This is a genomic window from Serratia proteamaculans, from assembly GCF_946227095.1.
Classification (GTDB): domain Bacteria; phylum Pseudomonadota; class Gammaproteobacteria; order Enterobacterales; family Enterobacteriaceae; genus Serratia; species Serratia proteamaculans_E.
This window is the reverse complement of sequence record NZ_CAMISV010000019.1, coordinates 33880-50133: the sequence shown is the minus strand read 5'-3', so window position 1 is coordinate 50133 and position 16254 is coordinate 33880. Positions and strand designations below refer to the sequence as shown.

The window sequence follows — 16254 nt, the reverse complement described above, 5'->3', positions numbered from 1 at the left end:
CCTCTCAGGCAATGTTGACCTGCAACGGGGTCAATCCTTCGACGGCGCCATCAATACGGTCACCGCGAACCACCGGCCCAACCCCCTCCGGCGTACCGGTATAAATCAGGTCCCCCGGTTGCAGTTCGAAAAAGCCGGAGAGATAACTGATGGTTTCCGCCACCGACCAGATAAGGCTGCCAATGCTACTGCGCTGCTGCTCCACACCGTTGACCGTCAACCAGATCGCCGCCCGATCGATATCGTGCATTTCAGCCGCGGTGTGGATCGGCGCGATCGGCGCAGAAAGATCAAATGCCTTACCGATTTCCCACGGCCGCCCCATTTTGCGCATTTCCATCTGACGATCGCGGCGTGTCATATCCAACCCGGTAGCATAACCGTAGACATAATCCAGCGCTTTTTCGATCGGGATATCACTGCCGCGTTTGCCTATCGCCACCACCAGCTCAATTTCGTAATGGTAATTATCGGTTTGCGATGGGTAAGCCAATGTCAGACTTTCACCCGCAGCCACCGGTACCACTGCATCCGCCGGTTTACAGAAGAAAAACGGCGGCTCACGATCGGGATCGAAACCCATTTCCCGCGCATGGGCAGCGTAATTGCGCCCAACGCAATACACCCGATGTACCGGGAACAATCGGTCGCTGCCTACGATCGGAACGGCGGTCACTGCTGGCGGGGTAAATAGATACTGGCTCATGGTTGCTCTCCTTTAAATAGTCTTGTGACAAATCAGCCGCGCGCTTCGCGCCATAAGCTCAGCGCTTGTTGCACCGGCCGGTCAGAAAAGCTGAACAGCACGGTCTCGCTGTGGCTGACAAAACTCAGTGGCTGCCAGGACGGCACAACAAAAATATCTTTGGCGGCATAGGTAAAATGCTCATCGCCGATGACGACGCTGCCTTCCCCCTCCACCACATGGTAGATCGTGCTGTCGGTACTACGTATTTTTTCGCTGCTGAACCCCTTGGGCAGCAGTTGCAGGAAAGCGGCGATAGTGGCCATCGGCGCTCCGCCAGTTGTCGGGTTGACATAGCACAACTTGATACCTTCGCACGCGTCCAACGGGCCGTTGCGGAGTAATTGCTCCAGCGCCTCACGGCTGCGATCGTAGCGGTAATTGAAAATCGGCGAGGCATTGCCCACCTGATGACGCACCGGCAGCATATTGGCGGCATAGCGTGGCAGATAGTCGCTCTCCGGCCGAGTCACCGGCTGCTGTTGCTGTGGATGATCCTCGGCAAAACTACAACCCAAGAGGTTCACTAACGGCAGATCCAGCCCATCCATCCACACCACTGGCTCCTCGCCCGGGTTACCGTGATCGTGCCAGCGCCAGTTCGGCGTCAGGATAAAATCGCCGGGTCGCATAGCTGTGCGCTCACCATCAACGGCGGTAAACGCGCCTTCTCCTTCCACGATAAAACGCAGCGCCGACTGAGTATGTCGGTGGCTCGGTGCCACCTCGCCCGGCATGATCAATTGCAAGCCAGCGTACAGCGACGGCGTTATTGAGGCTTTGCCGCGTAGAGCCGGATTCTCCAACACCAGCACCCGCCGTATCGCCTCTTGAGCACCTATCAGCTCACCGCTATGCAGTAGCAATGGCCGAAGCTGCGCATACTTCCACAATGCAGCAACGCACGCAGGGTTCGGCGAATGCGGCACTAAACTGTGCAGCGATTCCCACAACGGGGATAGGCCCATTGCATTGATTTCTTGATAGAAACTCGCTCTTTGTTGCTGTAATGACGGTGTTAATTCGGACATAACATTCTCCTTGTCAGCGTTAAGCGTTCATCCGCGTACCGGTACAGGCTGTTGCCCGCCGCGAACCTGTGCAAACAACAGGCCCAGAGCCAATACGGCAATCAGCGCCGGTATGGCGATAAGCATAAAAATGGTGGGAAAAGACAGGTTGAAAGACAACATCACCGCGCCGCTGAGTGAACCTAGTATCGCTCCACAGCGACCTATCGCATTTGCCCAGCTGACTCCGGTAGCCCGGCAACCCGTCGGATACAGCATGGCCGACAGCGCGTTTAGCCCGACCTGTGAACCACTGATGCCGATGCCGGTGCCCAGCACCATAAACGCCATGCTCCACAGCGACCCTTCCGAAAAGCCGATCAACAGGATAAACAACGCGCCCACCCCATAACTGATCATCAGCACCCGATAAGGATTGTGTCGATCCATCAACTGACCGACAACAATAGCGCCGAGTGTGCCACCCACCTGGAACATCGCCGTCACCCATGAGGCATGTTGCAGATCAATGCCACTGTTATTCAGTAAGGTCGGCAACCAACTCGACAGCAAATAAACAATCATCAGGCTCATAAAGAACACACACCACAGCAGCAACGTTACCGGTAAGACACCACGCTGGAATAGCGCCATCACAGAACCGGTGGTCGCCGGTTGTTCCGGAAGATAAAACCACGCGTTGTCGTAATTTTCTCCGTCTATCCTCTGCAATAACGCCGCGACCTTTTGCGGCTGGCGTTTACGCAATACCCGATAACGCGGTGACTCCGGCAAAACAAAAGCCAGCGCAACCAGCAACAGCAATGGCGCAATGCCACCAATGGCCAAAATCCCTTGCCAACCGATGTGCGGCACCAGTTGCGCACTCACCAGGCCGCCGAGTGCAGATCCCAGCGTAAAGCCGCAGAACATCAGCGTTACCAAGCCTGCACGGCGGCGTTTAGGCAGAAACTCGGAGGTCAGCGTAATGGTATTGGGCATCGCCCCGCCCAACCCCAACCCCGTCAAAAAACGCAATAACGTCAGGGTATTCATATCTGGCGCCATGGCAGAAAGCAGGCTGGTCAAGCCGAAAAAACCGACGCACAGCAACATGACAGTCTTGCGTCCCCAGCGGTCTGCCAGCGGGCCGAACATCAGTGCGCCCAGCGCCAGGCCGAGTAGCCCAGCGCCAAACAGTGGAGCCAGGTGCGCCGCATCCAACTGCCACTCTTGACGAATAGCCGGGGCGATAAAACCGATGGCGGCAGTGTCAAAACCATCCACTGTCACTACCAGAAAACAGCATGCCAGAACGCGCCATTGGAAGGCCGAGACTGGCGCCGCATCTATAACATCCTGGATATTAATCCGACGGGAATGCTTCATGGCTGATTGCCTCTTGGGTGTAGGGTCTTTTATTGTTTTTGTGATGCACGTTACTAATTTGTTAATACTATGTGCGAGAGCAATGTGAAAAGATAATGGCATTTTGACCCGTGAGATAACCTGGAGGTTATGGCAAATGGCAGATTGGACACAGCGCCTGAAAATACATCATCTACGCTTGTTAATGTGCTTAGGCGAACAGGGCAACCTGACCCAGGTGGCAAAAATGATGAACATCACTCAACCCGCCGTGTCGAAATGGCTGTCGGCGTTAGAGGGAGAGGTCGGTCTGACGCTGTTTGAACGCCACAGCAAAGGGCTGAGGCCATCGGAAGGCGGGAAATTGCTGCTCGAGCATGCACGTCGCATTCTTAACGATCTCGATCGTTCTCGTGAGGACATCGCACGCTTTAAACAAGGCAGCCAAGGTAGCCTGTTGATCGGGTGCTCTCCGGTTGCAACCGACTGTGTCACCCAAGCGATCCTGCCGCTGATAGAGGATTACCCCAGCGCCCACCTGCAAATCATCGAGAATGTGATGACGCCCCTGCTGCAAAACCTGCTGTCAGGGAAAATTGACGTCGTCGTTGGCCGCATTGGCGGCCATGCGCTACAGCTGCCGCTCAATTACCGGGTGCTGTACACCGAGCCAGTATGCTTTGTCGCCCGTACCGGGCACCCATTGGCAGCACGCGCTGGCATCGGCTGGGAAGAGTTAGTAGCTTACCGTTGGATCGTCTGGCCGACCGGCACACCGATCCGCGTCAGCATCGACAACGCATTGGTCGAACAGGGGGTGATGATGCCCGCCGACCATATCGAATCGGCGTCAATGAACGTGACACTTGGCATGGTGCAGGGCAGCGATATGATTTCGATTCTGTCATGGCGGTTGGCGGAACGTTATGCGGCGCAGGGACAATTACGCATTCTGCCGCTGCCACGTATCGAGCAGAAAGGCAGCGTAGGCGTCTTCTGGCGAAAAAATGATATTCCTTCCATCGTGTTACAGCGCTTTCTCACCCACCTGAACGAGAGTTCCATCGGGAAGCCACTCTAACGACTGCGCTTGGCGTGGCGTTCGAAGTTATCGGCTTTGGCCTGCGCCGATTTACGCAGCGTGACGTAGCAGGCGCCTTCTCCGCCGTCACGCGGCAACGCCCGGCAAAAGGCCTGTACCTGTTCAAACTGCGCCAACCATTTGGCGAGATAGCTGCGGATGATGTTGGCATGACTTTCATCCTCGCGACCTCGGCCGTGGACAATCAACAGCGAGCGCAAGTTTTGCTTTTCCGCCTGCAGAATAAAACGGAACAGCGCTTGTCGACAGGCCTCTACCGACTGTTTCAGCAGGTTCAGACTGGCCTGCGACGGATAGCGGCCATGACTTAGCTTGTCCAGAACGCCCTGCTGAATGCCCTCGCCTTTGTATTCCAGCGGGACTTCGCAAGGGATCAGTTCAAGAAAACCGGTGCTGAGAAAGTTTTCCTGCCGCAGCGCCTCGGCCTCACGGCGTGCGCTTTTATCCACCGTCTCTTGCGGCTTGAGGTACAGGGTCTCGGGGGCGCTGGATAACGGGATGACGTCCGCCATCGCCTGTTCAAAAAAGTCTTTGTCCTGGTTGCTCATCGCTTTGCCACTCCTAGACTGGGCCTTTAATGCCGGGAATGACCCTGATTGTAAGACGCCTTGCCCCGGTTGCAAGCCGGGAATTTTCCGCAATCGTCGTCAACGGGTGAGGTTCTGTGCAGTTTTCGTTATACTGCAAAACCATTATTGAGTGCCGCAAAGGATCGTTCCCATGAAAATGCGCGAGCTGGAAACCCAGTTTCAAAATGCCATGAGTGAGCTGCAGGCCAGCTTCGAAAAGCAGCACCGTGAATGGCAGCACAGCTATCAGGCACTGCAGCAGTTGCTGGAAGAGGCTAAACAGCGCGAAGTCGCATTGCGTATGCAGAATGAACAGTTGGTGCGCAAACTGAGCACCGCCAGTTCAGTGCCGGAACAGCACGCGTTAGTGAAGCAAATCAAAATGCTGGGTGCTCACCTGGACGCGCTGGCCAAAGATGCCGCCACCTTCAACCACCACCTGCGCAATCAACAGCGGGCAGCCGACAACTTCAGCGGCGAACAGCGTTGACACCGGGCGCTGTCATGCAGCGCCTCCTGCCAAATACTGGCGTTCTGAGAGTGTAATAAATCATAAATGACCTGGATCATCATTGCTGCCCTGATCGTTGTATTTATTATTGGCTACCGCATTCTGACTTCCGATACCCGCAAAGCCATCGACTCTCTGGCTCACCTGCTGAAAGTAAAACCGATGCTGATTGAATCCATGATTCAGGAGATGGGCAGTCGCAACAGCCAGACCTTTATCCGCGTGCTGAACAACGGTTACACCGAAGAGATGCACCAGGCAGCCTATTTGCTGTTTATCTATCTGACCTTTATCAAGCAGGCGGATGACCAGCAAATCGCCCTGTGGCGCGAAACGCTGCTGCGCGCCGGGCTGTCGCCGGAGCTGCATGCCGAACACACTGAGGCCGCGCTGTTTTACTTTGCCGATCTGGATATTGACGCTTTCGAACTGGCGCAGTTTCGCCGCGCTTACAATGAGCGTTTTAATCAGGAAGCGATCGCGAATTGGTAACAATGTGTCCCCCGCAGGCGGGGGAGGCATTACTGGAACATGCTGTAGATATAGCGCGAAAGCGCATCACGCGAACTGAAGCCGTGTGGAATGCCGTAACGCGCACTCGGGGCATCGCTGCTTAAATCCAGGGGAAACTCAAGGTACTGATTGCTGATGCGTATCGGCGAGGTCGGCGTGGCAAAATGCACGCTTTTCTCTTTCAGTGCCGGGTGGATCACCAACGCGGTTCTGCCCATCCGCGCTTCACGATTCACATATACGTAGTGCTCACCCTTGCGGTAACCATAAGACTGGTCGGTGACATAATCACGCTCAAAGCCAGTATTCTCCAACACTCTAGCCACTTCATCCGGCCGTAAATACATCGATTTCTCCTCTCGTTCTGGACCGCTGAGCGACCTTACCGTAATCATGAGATGAAACAATAAATTTTTCGGTATGGATGTGGGTTTAGGAATAATCCTTAATTATGGGTTTTGCCGGTTTTGCACCAGTAACCGCAGCGTCAACAGCACGCCCAAAAACACCATCAGCGCTGCCGCCAGATAGATCGACGGCACGCCCATGTGGCTCATCAGCAACCCGGCCAACGGCCCGGTGATGCCCAGCGCCAGATCGAGAAACGCCGAGTAGGTGCCCAGCGCAGTACCCTGATTTTGCTGCGGCACCTGTTTCACCGCCTCCACACCCAGTGCCGGGAACACCAACGAGAAACCGGCACCGGCCAACAGCGCGCCCGCCTGCACCATCAACGGATCGCTGGCCTGCCATATCAGCAGCAATCCAACAATCTCGATCAGGAACGACACCAGCGTGACCTTTAAGCCACCGTAGCGATTAATAGTATGGCTGAAGATCAAACGGATACCGACAAAGGCAACGCTGAACAGCGTCAGTGAGAATGCCGCCCCGCTCCAGCCCTTATCAGCATAGTAGAGGGTGATAAATGTGGCGATCACGCCAAAGCCCACGGTGCCCATCGCCAGGCCGAGGCCGTAGGTCCAGATGCGGCCGAAGACCGCGCTAAAGGCGAGGCGATTACCGGCAGTGATCGAAACATTGGGCTTGGCACTCGCCAGCCACAGCGAAACCGCGACAGCCAGCACGATCAGCGCCGCCACCCCGGCCAGCCCCCATTGCTGGTTAAGGTAAACGCCAAGCGGCGCTCCGGCCGCCATGGCACCGTAAGTCGCCACCCCGTTCCACGAAATCACCCGGGCGGTATGCAGCGGCCCCACCAGACCAATGCCCCACAGCGTGGAACCGGTGCTGGCAAAGCTTTCGCCGACGCCAAGAAATACCCGGCCAATACACAGCAAAATCAGGCTCAACAGCGGTATACCGACGAACCAAAAGGCCATGGCGTAAAACAGGCCACTCACCCCGCAACAGGCCAGCCCGAACAGCACCACCTTTTTCGGCCCAAACTGATCGGCATAGCGCCCGGCATGCGGCCGGCTGAATAAGGTGGCGAAATACTGGGCGCTGATGATCAAACCGGCCAGCACCGAGTTGTACCCCAAATCGTTATGCACAAACCCCGGTAATACCGCCAACGGCAAACCGATAGTCAGGTAACAGACAAAGGTAAACATCACCACGGACAGGATCCGTTGGTTAAGCTGAAAGTTGTTTTCTTTAGAACTGACGGCGGTCATCGAAGGTGGCTCGCATTAAACCGGGTAGGCAACAGCACTCAGCATACCCGGTCGGGGTTCGATCATAAATCTGCGAGTTATAACCAATTATTATTTAACCCAACTTTTGCTGCCTGCGCCATTCGCTCGGGCTAATGCCCTGAATGCGCAGAAACTCACGGTTAAAGTTCGATTTAGTGGTGAATCCGGCCTTTTGCATGATATCGGTCACCGGATCCTCACCGTCCAGCAGCCACTGTGCCGCCTGGCGAATGCGCAGTTGATTCACATATTGCGACACATTCATGCCCGTATGGCGGTTGATCGCCTGTGAAACCCGCCGCGTCGGCAAACCGACCTTACGCGCCAGGCGCGCCAGATTCAGTTCGGGCTCCAGATAGAGGTCGTCCTGCCGCAGCCGCTGCTGCACCCGCTCAAACCACTCGGCCAGTTGATCTTCATCTTCGGCAACCTCTTCCGTCTTCTCCGGCAACGGCTCTACCGGACTGTCCGAAGGGCGGCTGCGGGACAACACCAGGTAAAGGCTCAAGGCCACCAGCAGGTTAACAATGGTCGCCAGCACACCGGCGTGTCGACCATCGAACAGTGAAAAATCGAGTGCAATCACCAGTTCGGCAAACGCTATGGTTATCAACAGAATACCCAGACCGCGCCACAACCGGTAACTGAGCCAGCTTTCCGCCAACGCCACCTGCTGTAAGGCGTTCTCACCGTGCCGCAGCGCGTACAGCAGTGCCGCGCCGTAACCCAAATAAGCGCTAACAATCAGAATATCCAGCCAAAAAGGCGCGAACAAGCTCGCCAGCAGCGTCAGGCATAGTGGCATCAGGTGCCCGAGTTCACGTCGCCGCAGCCTGCCCTGGGTGCTGACCAGAAAGGCCAGATAAGTCAGCGTGGGGATCGCCACCGCACCGAAGGGTTGCAGTCCATTAAACTGCGCCACGCCATAGCCATAGCGGATCCCCACCAGCAGGCTTTGCCAGGCGCACAGCAACAGCAATAACTGGAAGACCCAGCGCTGCGGCCGGGGTCGCCCCAGGCGATACAGCAGCCCCAGGCACAGCAAACCAAACAGAAAAGTGAGGGGGATAAGCGGCATCGTCGGCATCTTGTTGTGTTCATACAGAAACGGCAGTGTACTGTTAAAACAAACCTTTAACGACCCGGATCGCGATCGAGGTCGCCGGATAACGCCCCCTATGCCACCCTCCAGAGGTCAACATTTGAGGAGTGAAAATGAACAGAGCGTTGTTGTTGTGGGTACTGCTGTGCGGCGTTGCCAGCGCCACCCCTTATCAGGTTGCCACCCGCGATCAAGTCTTTCAGGCCGGTTCACGTTCGTTGAACAGCCGAATTTACTACCCCACCGCCGAGATGGATGGGCAAAGGCTCACCGGTGCAAATAGGGTCTTTACCGGCATCAGCAGCCGGCCAGATGCGCCAGTGGCGAACGGACACTTTCCGCTGATCGTGATCAGCCACGGCAGCGGCGGCAATAACAGCAGTCAGGCCTGGCTGGCGGCGGCGTTAGTCCAACAGGGAATGATTGTCGTGGCGGCCAACCACCCAGGCAGCACCACCGGCAACTCTGTTCCGGCGCTCTCCGCCAAACTGTGGTTACAGACAGAGGATATTTCCGGCCTGATCAGCGCCATCACCGCCGATCCCCAGTGGAATAAAGTCGTTAATCGCCAGGTGATTGGCGTTATCGGCCACTCCAAGGGCGGTTACAGTGCCATTGCCGCCATCGGTGGGCGAGTCCGGTTGGCCGATTTCATCCGCGGCTGCCAACAAGCTCCACAGTCACCCAACTGCCAGTTTTATACCCGGGCCAAGGTTGATTTAGGCGCGCTCTCCGCCCGACAATTTGATGCCGATTATACCGACCCGCGCATCCGCTTTGCCGTCGCCCTCGATCCCGGCATGGTGCCTTATTTGCTGCCTGTCAGCCTGCATCGGCTCAACGCCCCTTTATTGGTTATCGAACCTCAAGGTTTCGAACCAGACAGCCAGACCCCCGGTCTTGGCGGTGCCGCACTGGCCAAAGACGCAGGACAGCAACCGATTGATGCACTACGGCTGTCGGACGGTAACCATTTCGATTTTATTCCACTTTGTCAGCCGAATGGACGTCAAATTCTGGCTGCAGAGGAAGAAGATGCAGAGGTGTTATGCGCTTCCTCCAATACACAGCGTGAATGGGTTCACCAGAAAACATTGACAGCAATAATGACGTTTATCCACCCGTGGCTACCCGCGCCCGCAGGAAATCAATAAACGCCCGCACCTTCTCCGGCACATGGCGGGTATTGGGGTACAGCGCATAAATGCTTTGTGCCGGAAATTGATGGTCTGCCAGCAGCGGGCACAGCTTGCCTTCGGCAATGGCGGGCCGCACCAGCCATTCGGGCAGTAATGCCACCCCGGCACCGTGCAGGGCAAACGCCAGCAGCGCGGAGGCACTGTCGCCCATTAATGTGGCGGCGTCTTCAACCTTAAACAGCACCGCCTGCCGTTCCGGGGTAATTACCTGCCAGCTCAACGGTGAACTGAGGCGGCTGTGGGCGATCCACTGCGCCTGCGCCAGTTGCGCCAGCGAGCCAACCGGATGGCGGGTCAGATACGCCGGTGAGGCGACAGGCAGGATGGCAAAGCTGTCGAGCCGCGCCGCGTGGTGGCTGGAATCCGCCAGTTGCCCCAGTCGGATCGCCACGTCGAAGCGTTCCGAAATTAAATCGGCATGATAAGAAGAAGAAACATGCTGAATACGCAAGCGCGGATGCAACCGGGAAAATGCCGCCAGCGCCGGTACCACCACCTGTGCACCGTATTCCGGCGTAGTGGTGATACGCAATACGCCGCTCAGACCGTGGTGATCGCGGCGCACGTCATCCAGCACGTTTTCCGCATCCTGCAACAGCCGCAGACAGCGCTGATAGAAGCGTTCACCGGCATCGGTCAGCGCCAACCGCCGGGTAGTGCGCACCAGCAACGACACCCCCAACTCGCTTTCCAGCTGTTTGACATTGAAACTGACCACCGCCTTGGTTTGCCCCAACGCCACCGCCGCAGCAGTGAAGCTGCCGGCATCCACCACCGCCACAAATATCGCCAAACGCTGCAGGTTAAGCACAGTGTCACGCCTTATTGTCAAAATTATTTTGACAGTGTAATCGTTCGCAGCTGATTTATCCGCAGTTTCCCACCCGCTACACTGCGGGCCTTCAACCGGAGGCCCCATGCCCTATCGCATCAAAGTCGCAATCGTCTATCTGCTCGGATTTTTTGTCGATCTGATCAACATGTTTATCGCCAACGTCGCTTACCCGTCGATCGGTCATGCGTTGCAGGCTTCGGTCGGTGAACTGGCCTGGGTCAGCAACGGTTATATTCTCGGCCTGACGCTGGTGATCCCGCTCAGCGCCTGGCTGGCACAGCGCATCGGCGGACGGCGAGTGTTTTTGCTGTCGCTGACACTGTTTATGCTGGCAACGACGGCAGCGGGCTATGCCGACTCAATCGGCGAGTTGATTGGTTGGCGAGTGCTACAAGGTATGGGGGGCGGTTTGCTGATCCCGATCGGTCAAACGCTAACCTATCAACTGTATCGCAGCCACGAACGCGCCGGGCTTTCCGCCGCCATTATGCTGGTTGGCCTGCTGGCACCCGCGCTGTCACCGGCGCTGGGCGGGCTGATTGTTGACAGCCTTGACTGGCGTTGGGTGTTCTTCGCCAACCTGCCGCTGGCGGCGCTGGCACTGTTGCTCGCCGCGCTGTGGTTGCGCCCTCAGGCAGCAGCCGAGCTACAACGCAAGCCGCTCGACGTTAACGGGCTGCTCAGCGCCTGCACCGCTCTGACGCTGATCCTGCTGGGCCTGACCCGGCTGGGTGATGCCGATGGCCTGCTACAGGGCGCTTTGCTGTTAGCCGCCGGGGTGCTGATGTTGGCTTATTACCTGCGGCGCAGCCTGCGCATCGCCCAACCGCTGCTGAACCTGCGGCTGATGCAAGATCCGCTGCTGCGCACCTCGATGATGATTTATCAGTGTATTCCCGGCCTGTTTATCGGCGTCAGTCTGGTGGCCATGCTGTATTTGCAAAACCAATTGGGCATGCGCGCCGCACAGGTCGGCAGCCTGATGCTGCCCTGGTCGCTGGCCTCATTTCTGGCCATCACCCTGACCGGCAAGAAATTCAATCGCCTTGGCCCGCGGCCGCTGTTTATCGTCGGTTGTCTGCTGCAGGGGCTGGGTATTCTGACGCTGTCGCAGATTGCTCACGCCGGGGACCACGGATTGCAGTTGACGGCCTTCGCCCTGATGGGCTTTGGCGGTAGCCTGTGCAGCAGCACCGCACAGAGCAGCGCTTTCCTGCAGATTGCCGATGAACAATTGGCGGATGCCAGTGCACTGTGGAATATCAATCGCCAGCTCAGCTTTTGCCTGGGTGTCGCCCTGGTCAGCCTGCTGTTAAATCTGCTGCTTGAGCATTTTTCGCCCGCTGCCGCCTACAAAATCTGTTTTTACCTGGCCGCCGCCAGCACGCTAGTGCCGCTGTTGCTGTGCCTGCGTATCGCTAACCGTGCCATCGTGCACCGTCTCAACACTCAACAGGAAGCTCCATGAACCGATATTTTACCGAAGTGATCGACGCTCACGTCGCCATTGAAAACTGGCTGGAAAAAGGAATGGGGGAGGAAACAACGCTGCTGGCGCGTTTTGATCCGGCCTTCAGCATGATCGCGCTGAACGGCAGCCGACTGGATTTCGCCGCACTGAGTGCCTTTTTCCACGCGCATCGCGCCGCTAAACCAGGGCTGGAAATCACTATAGAAGAGATGACGTTAGTGGCCGAATGGCCAACGGGCGCGGTGGTTAGCTATCGTGAAAAGCAAATGTTGCCTGGACAGACGGTAACGCTACGCAACTCCACCGTGGTGTTCGAGCAAACCCAAACCGGGCTGGGCTGGCGGCACCTGCATGAAACCACGCTGGCACAGTAATCAGAGAAAACCGTCTGCCAGGAACAGCTCCCAGGCGACAATCAGCCCACACAGGGTAACGGCGCTGAAAATCACTTCGAATAAATAACGATTGATCATCATGAGCTAGCCCTCAAAAGAAAACACCCGGCAAAACCGGGTGTTTACATAGCGTCTGGATGCTGCGGTACCCGCAGACTTCACTTATTTAGCGGCTGGAGCTGCTTTTTTGGTGGCTTTGTGGTGTTTTTTAGCGGCCTGAGCTTTCTGCACTGGTGCTTTTTTGTGGTGTTTTTTAGCAGCCTGGGCTTTTTGAGCTGGCGCTTTTTTGCTTACTTTGTGGTGAGTTTTAGCAGCCTGAGCTTTCTGGGCTGGGGCTTTTTTGCTCACTTTGTGGTGAGTTTTAGCAGCCTGAGCTTTCTGGGCTGGGGCTTTCTTGGTCGCTTTGTGGTGCTTTTTAGCGGCCTGAGCTTTCTGTGCTGGCGCTTTTTTGGTTGCCTTGTGGTGCGTCTTCTTATGATGAGTGGCTTTAGCAGGAGCCTTCTCAGCAGCAGCGACTGGTGCAGCGGTAGTGGTTGCAGCCGGAGCAGCAGCCGCCGGAGCTACAGCATCAGCAGCGAAAGCAACAGAAGACAGACCCATGGTAGCAGCAACGATCAGGGCTAATACTTTTTTCATCTTTAATTCCTCAGAGTGTTTTTTCAGTAAGCCCCGTTGGGCCGTTGAAGCAGATACTAGAGGAATCGATGAGCCGCTTCCGTGAGTGATTGGTTTCGCCGAGTAACCAAATGTACAGCGCTTGTGAACTGCGTACACAAGTCTATGCTGGAGACTGATGATCTCTTTTGTCACAGGCGGACAACGCCATGAAAACCTCTTCAATCAAAGTGACACTGGCGAACTTTGCCGGTCTGGGCGCGGGTGCCCTACTGTTGCTGGCTATACTCTATCTGTTTATCCGCCACTGGGCAGAGTTCGTCCAATATTGCATCAATGCTCAGATCTATATGCATCGTTATCTGGTTTTGTACCTGTTGCAACAGCGCAATCACCAGTACAGCGGTGGCGTGATGCTGGCACTGGGCAGCTTTATCTACGGTTTTTTACACTCCGTTGGCCCGGGCCACGGCAAATTTGTCATCACCACCTATCTGGCCACCCATCGTCGACAGTTGAACGCCAGCCGACTTATCACCCTGCTCGGCAGCCTGATGCAAGGCATTGTCGCCATCCTCTTCGTGCTGATTCTGGCGGTGGCGTTGAACCTGTCAATGGGTGATCTGAGCCTGAGTCGTTACTGGCTGGAAAAAGGCAGTGCGCTGTTTATCGCCGCTTTTGGCCTGGTGGTGATAGGGCGGGCCATAGGTTTACACCGGCGTCGCCTGCCGAAAATAAAAACCCTGAGACCGATAGCCAAGACGGCGCAGCACAGTCCTGGCGATGATTGCGCCTGCGGTCATCGGCATCTGCCCAACGCGGCAGACCTGACCGGCGGCTGGCGCAATGCATTGTGGCTTATCCTTTCCATTGGCATCCGCCCCTGCAGCGGTGCGATCCTTATCCTGGTATTCGCCAACGCCGTCGGCATGTTCACCTGGGGGGTGATTTCAGCCATCAGCATGGCGTTAGGAACGGCGCTGTCGATCATGATCCTCGCCACCCTGGTGCACCATGCGCGTGAAAAATTGATCGCCGCTAACGATCACCTGACGGGCAAGCACCTGGCGCAGGCATCACGGATGGCGGTTATTGTCGGCGGCGTGCTGCTGGTGTTATTCGCGTTGGTGCTGTTCAGTTCGGTCATCCCGGTCAGTGCCAACGGCGATTTTATTGCCGCCGGTTGCTGACGGCGACCATCACGTCGCTATCAGCCACGAAAACAGAACCTCATGGGCGTTTTTTCCGTGATCTCCAACACATTTTAAAAAATGGTCTACACTTAAAAGACATGTGTCGAAACGGAGAATCGAATGTTTAAGAGATCAGAAAAAGTAGAACGCGACATCGATCAAGACGTCACCCTGCTGGCGGATACGCTGGATGAGGTGCTACGTGAATCCGGTGACAAGACCAAAGAGGAACTGAAAGAGCTGCACAGTAAGGCAAAAGGCGTATTACGCGATGCCCGGGCACGCTTTAATGGTCCCAGCAGTCTGACACAGCACGCGCGCGATGCCGTCGAACAAGCCGACAGCTACGTGCGCGACAAACCTTGGCAGGGCGTAGGGATCGGGGCCGCCGTTGGCATCGTCCTCGGCGTGCTGCTGGCCCGGCGTTAACACCCCTTGCAGTCATAAAGATAAAACAGATGTGCGTCTGGCCCGCGGGAAACCGCGGGCCGTTTAATTTGTGCCTTTGATTAACCCGGCCAACCGGGCTACCGCTCGCTCCGTATCCGCCTGCTGTGTAAAGTTGGCAAAGCCCATTAACAGGCCCGAACCCGCCGGTTCCGCAATACGCCAGTCGGATAGCGCCTGTATCGACAAGCCGCACTGCCAGGCCAGTTCCGCCAAAAGCCGATCCTGCCCCTCCCCCTTCAGCCGGGCCAATAACTGAATGCCACCGGCCTGTGACGCGACCGTCAAATGCTCCCCCAACTGCTGTTCCAGTGCCTGTGCCAGCCATGCGCGCCGTTGGCGATAAATGGGCCGCATCCGCTTCAAATGGCGATAAAAATGCCCCTGATGAATAAAATCTGCCACGCTGGCCTGTAGCAACGGCGGGCAACCGCAGCCGCGTAGCCGGCTGCTGTGGCCAAAAGCCTCTACCTGCCCGGTAGGCACCACCAGATAAGCCATACGCAAGGCCGGGAACAGCGTTTTGCTGAAGGTACCGGCGTACAGCACACGCCCCTGACGATCGAGACTTTTCAACGGCGGCAGCGGCCGACCGTGATAACGAACCTCGCTGTCATAGTCGTCTTCAAGGATCCACGCCTGCTGCTGCTGCGCCCACTCCAGCAGCGCCATACGCCTTGCCAGACTGAGTGTGACCCCCAGCGGACTCTGATGGGTCGGCGTCAGCACCGCCATCCGTGCCTGGGGGGCGCAGGCCAAACCGGCGGCAATGTTCATGCCCTGCTCATCGACCGGCACCGCCACTGGCCGCATACCGGCGGCACGAAACAGCGGCAGCGTGACCGGATAGCCCGGATCCTCCAGCCATACCGCTTCCCCCGGCTGAAGCAAAGTGCCGATCACCAGATCCAGCAGTGCCTGATAACCGGCACAGATAAACACCTGTTCCGGGCGGCAACTGATGCCGCGCGAAAGCTGCAAATAATTGGCGATTGCCGCACGCAGCTCGGGCAAGCCCTGAGTTGACGGATGTGCCATAGAGGCCAACGGGGCAGTGCGTAACTGGCGACCGACAATTCGCTGCCATTGCGCGCGAGGAAACGCATCCAGCGCGGGTAGCCCCAGTTGAAACGGCGGCGTCGCCCCGTTCGGATGCAGCGGATTTGCCGTCACCGTCGGCAAAGGCTCCACCGTCAGCGCTGCACGCACCGGCAGGTTCTGCAACTGCGGCGAAACATAGGTGCCCGCCTGCCCCCGGCTTTGCAGGAAACCTTCGGCAATCAGCTGTGCATAGGCACTTTCTACCGTGGCACGGGCCACGCCCAGATCGCTCGCCAAGCCGCGAACCGAAGGCAACCGGCTGCCCGCCTGCAGGGTTCCCTGCGCTATGGCGTCTTTGATCCGCAAATAGATCTGCCGGTACAAGGGGTCGGCAAGCCGGCTGTCCAGCCGCAAGGAGGTAAGAAACTGACGCATCATGGCCCGGTTAAATAATCACTTTATGGCCCTATAGCATAG

Annotated in this window: 18 protein-coding genes; 8 read left to right on the top strand and 10 right to left on the bottom strand. The window is 56.9% G+C overall.

The window, feature by feature from the left end:
- Positions 1-4: 4 nt before the first annotated feature.
- Genes OC597_RS25045 through OC597_RS25035 form a run of 3 tightly spaced genes read right to left on the bottom strand, consistent with a single transcriptional unit; the run spans position 5 to position 3144 of the window.
- Positions 5-706, bottom strand: a complete 702-nt coding sequence (locus OC597_RS25045; protein ID WP_261258867.1) for a fumarylacetoacetate hydrolase family protein — start codon at positions 704-706, stop codon at positions 5-7.
- Positions 707-738: 32 nt separating this feature from the next.
- The gene (gtdA, locus tag OC597_RS25040; protein ID WP_261258866.1) at positions 739-1776 is read right to left on the bottom strand and encodes a gentisate 1,2-dioxygenase; all 1038 of its coding nucleotides are present in this window, start codon (positions 1774-1776) and stop codon (positions 739-741) included.
- A gap of 27 nt (positions 1777-1803) precedes the next feature.
- Positions 1804-3144 carry an MFS transporter gene (locus tag OC597_RS25035; protein WP_262211013.1) on the bottom strand — a complete coding sequence of 447 codons (1341 nt, stop codon included), beginning with the start codon at positions 3142-3144 and terminating at the stop codon, positions 1804-1806.
- A gap of 136 nt (positions 3145-3280) precedes the next feature.
- On the opposite strand from OC597_RS25035, the gene OC597_RS25030 reads away from it, so the two are divergent.
- Positions 3281-4204 (top strand): LysR family transcriptional regulator, encoded by a 924-nt coding sequence (locus OC597_RS25030; RefSeq protein ID WP_262211011.1) that lies wholly within the window; start codon positions 3281-3283, stop codon positions 4202-4204.
- On the opposite strand, the gene smrA is transcribed toward OC597_RS25030, so the two are convergent.
- On the bottom strand, positions 4201-4773 hold the full coding sequence (smrA, locus tag OC597_RS25025; protein ID WP_261425813.1) for a DNA endonuclease SmrA: 573 nt from the start codon (positions 4771-4773) through the stop codon (positions 4201-4203). The two genes, OC597_RS25030 and smrA, sit on opposite strands and share 4 nt — an antisense overlap.
- A 172-nt stretch (positions 4774-4945) precedes the next feature.
- Here smrA and OC597_RS25020 point away from each other — a divergent pair, with 172 nt between their 5' ends.
- Both OC597_RS25020 and OC597_RS25015 read left to right on the top strand, forming a co-directional pair.
- Entirely contained in the window at positions 4946-5284 is a 339-nt protein-coding gene (locus OC597_RS25020) for an MbeD/MobD family mobilization/exclusion family protein (RefSeq protein ID WP_085118397.1), read from the top strand.
- Between the two features lie 66 nt (positions 5285-5350).
- Positions 5351-5797, top strand: a complete 447-nt coding sequence (locus tag OC597_RS25015; protein ID WP_085118398.1) for a DUF1198 family protein — start codon at positions 5351-5353, stop codon at positions 5795-5797.
- 29 nt (positions 5798-5826) lie between these two features.
- Here the strand turns inward: OC597_RS25015 and OC597_RS25010 are convergent, their stop codons facing one another.
- The 3 genes from OC597_RS25010 to OC597_RS25000 all read right to left on the bottom strand — a co-directional run bounded on the left by OC597_RS25010 (position 5827) and on the right by OC597_RS25000 (position 8566).
- Entirely contained in the window at positions 5827-6165 is a 339-nt protein-coding gene (locus OC597_RS25010) for a DUF2002 family protein (protein WP_261258860.1), read from the bottom strand.
- A gap of 102 nt (positions 6166-6267) precedes the next feature.
- Positions 6268-7458 (bottom strand): MFS transporter, encoded by a 1191-nt coding sequence (locus OC597_RS25005; RefSeq protein ID WP_261463763.1) that lies wholly within the window; start codon positions 7456-7458, stop codon positions 6268-6270.
- A gap of 94 nt (positions 7459-7552) precedes the next feature.
- A complete protein-coding gene (locus OC597_RS25000) occupies positions 7553-8566 on the bottom strand; it encodes a helix-turn-helix domain-containing protein (RefSeq protein ID WP_315902349.1) in 1014 nt (337 codons plus the stop codon).
- Positions 8567-8694: 128 nt separating this feature from the next.
- Between OC597_RS25000 and OC597_RS24995 the strand changes: the two genes are divergently transcribed.
- Positions 8695-9735 (top strand): alpha/beta hydrolase family protein, encoded by a 1041-nt coding sequence (locus OC597_RS24995; RefSeq protein ID WP_262211006.1) that lies wholly within the window; start codon positions 8695-8697, stop codon positions 9733-9735.
- Here OC597_RS24995 and OC597_RS24990 read toward each other — a convergent pair.
- Complete coding sequence (locus OC597_RS24990) at positions 9695-10591, bottom strand: LysR family transcriptional regulator (protein ID WP_262211005.1); 897 nt, start codon at positions 10589-10591, stop codon at positions 9695-9697. The two genes, OC597_RS24995 and OC597_RS24990, sit on opposite strands and share 41 nt — an antisense overlap.
- Positions 10592-10697: 106 nt before the next feature.
- Between OC597_RS24990 and OC597_RS24985 the strand changes: the two genes are divergently transcribed.
- Together OC597_RS24985 and OC597_RS24980 are read left to right on the top strand one after the other, a co-directional pair.
- The gene (locus tag OC597_RS24985) at positions 10698-12083 is read left to right on the top strand and encodes an MFS transporter (RefSeq protein WP_262211003.1); all 1386 of its coding nucleotides are present in this window, start codon (positions 10698-10700) and stop codon (positions 12081-12083) included.
- A complete protein-coding gene (locus OC597_RS24980) occupies positions 12080-12460 on the top strand; it encodes a DUF4440 domain-containing protein (protein WP_262210972.1) in 381 nt (126 codons plus the stop codon). Before OC597_RS24985 ends, OC597_RS24980 begins: the two co-directional genes overlap by 4 nt.
- Before the next feature lie 183 nt (positions 12461-12643).
- Here the strand turns inward: OC597_RS24980 and asr are convergent, their stop codons facing one another.
- The gene (asr, locus tag OC597_RS24975) at positions 12644-13117 is read right to left on the bottom strand and encodes an acid resistance repetitive basic protein Asr (RefSeq protein ID WP_262210970.1); all 474 of its coding nucleotides are present in this window, start codon (positions 13115-13117) and stop codon (positions 12644-12646) included.
- Between the two features lie 188 nt (positions 13118-13305).
- Here asr and OC597_RS24970 point away from each other — a divergent pair, with 188 nt between their 5' ends.
- Both OC597_RS24970 and OC597_RS24965 read left to right on the top strand, forming a co-directional pair.
- A complete protein-coding gene (locus OC597_RS24970; protein ID WP_262210967.1) occupies positions 13306-14286 on the top strand; it encodes a nickel/cobalt transporter in 981 nt (326 codons plus the stop codon).
- A 123-nt stretch (positions 14287-14409) separates the two neighbouring features.
- Positions 14410-14718 carry an ElaB/YgaM/YqjD family protein gene (locus OC597_RS24965; protein WP_261258851.1) on the top strand — a complete coding sequence of 103 codons (309 nt, stop codon included), beginning with the start codon at positions 14410-14412 and terminating at the stop codon, positions 14716-14718.
- A gap of 63 nt (positions 14719-14781) precedes the next feature.
- On the opposite strand, the gene pdxR is transcribed toward OC597_RS24965, so the two are convergent.
- Positions 14782-16215 carry a MocR-like pyridoxine biosynthesis transcription factor PdxR gene (pdxR, locus tag OC597_RS24960; protein ID WP_262210965.1) on the bottom strand — a complete coding sequence of 478 codons (1434 nt, stop codon included), beginning with the start codon at positions 16213-16215 and terminating at the stop codon, positions 14782-14784.
- Positions 16216-16254: the final 39 nt, after the last annotated feature.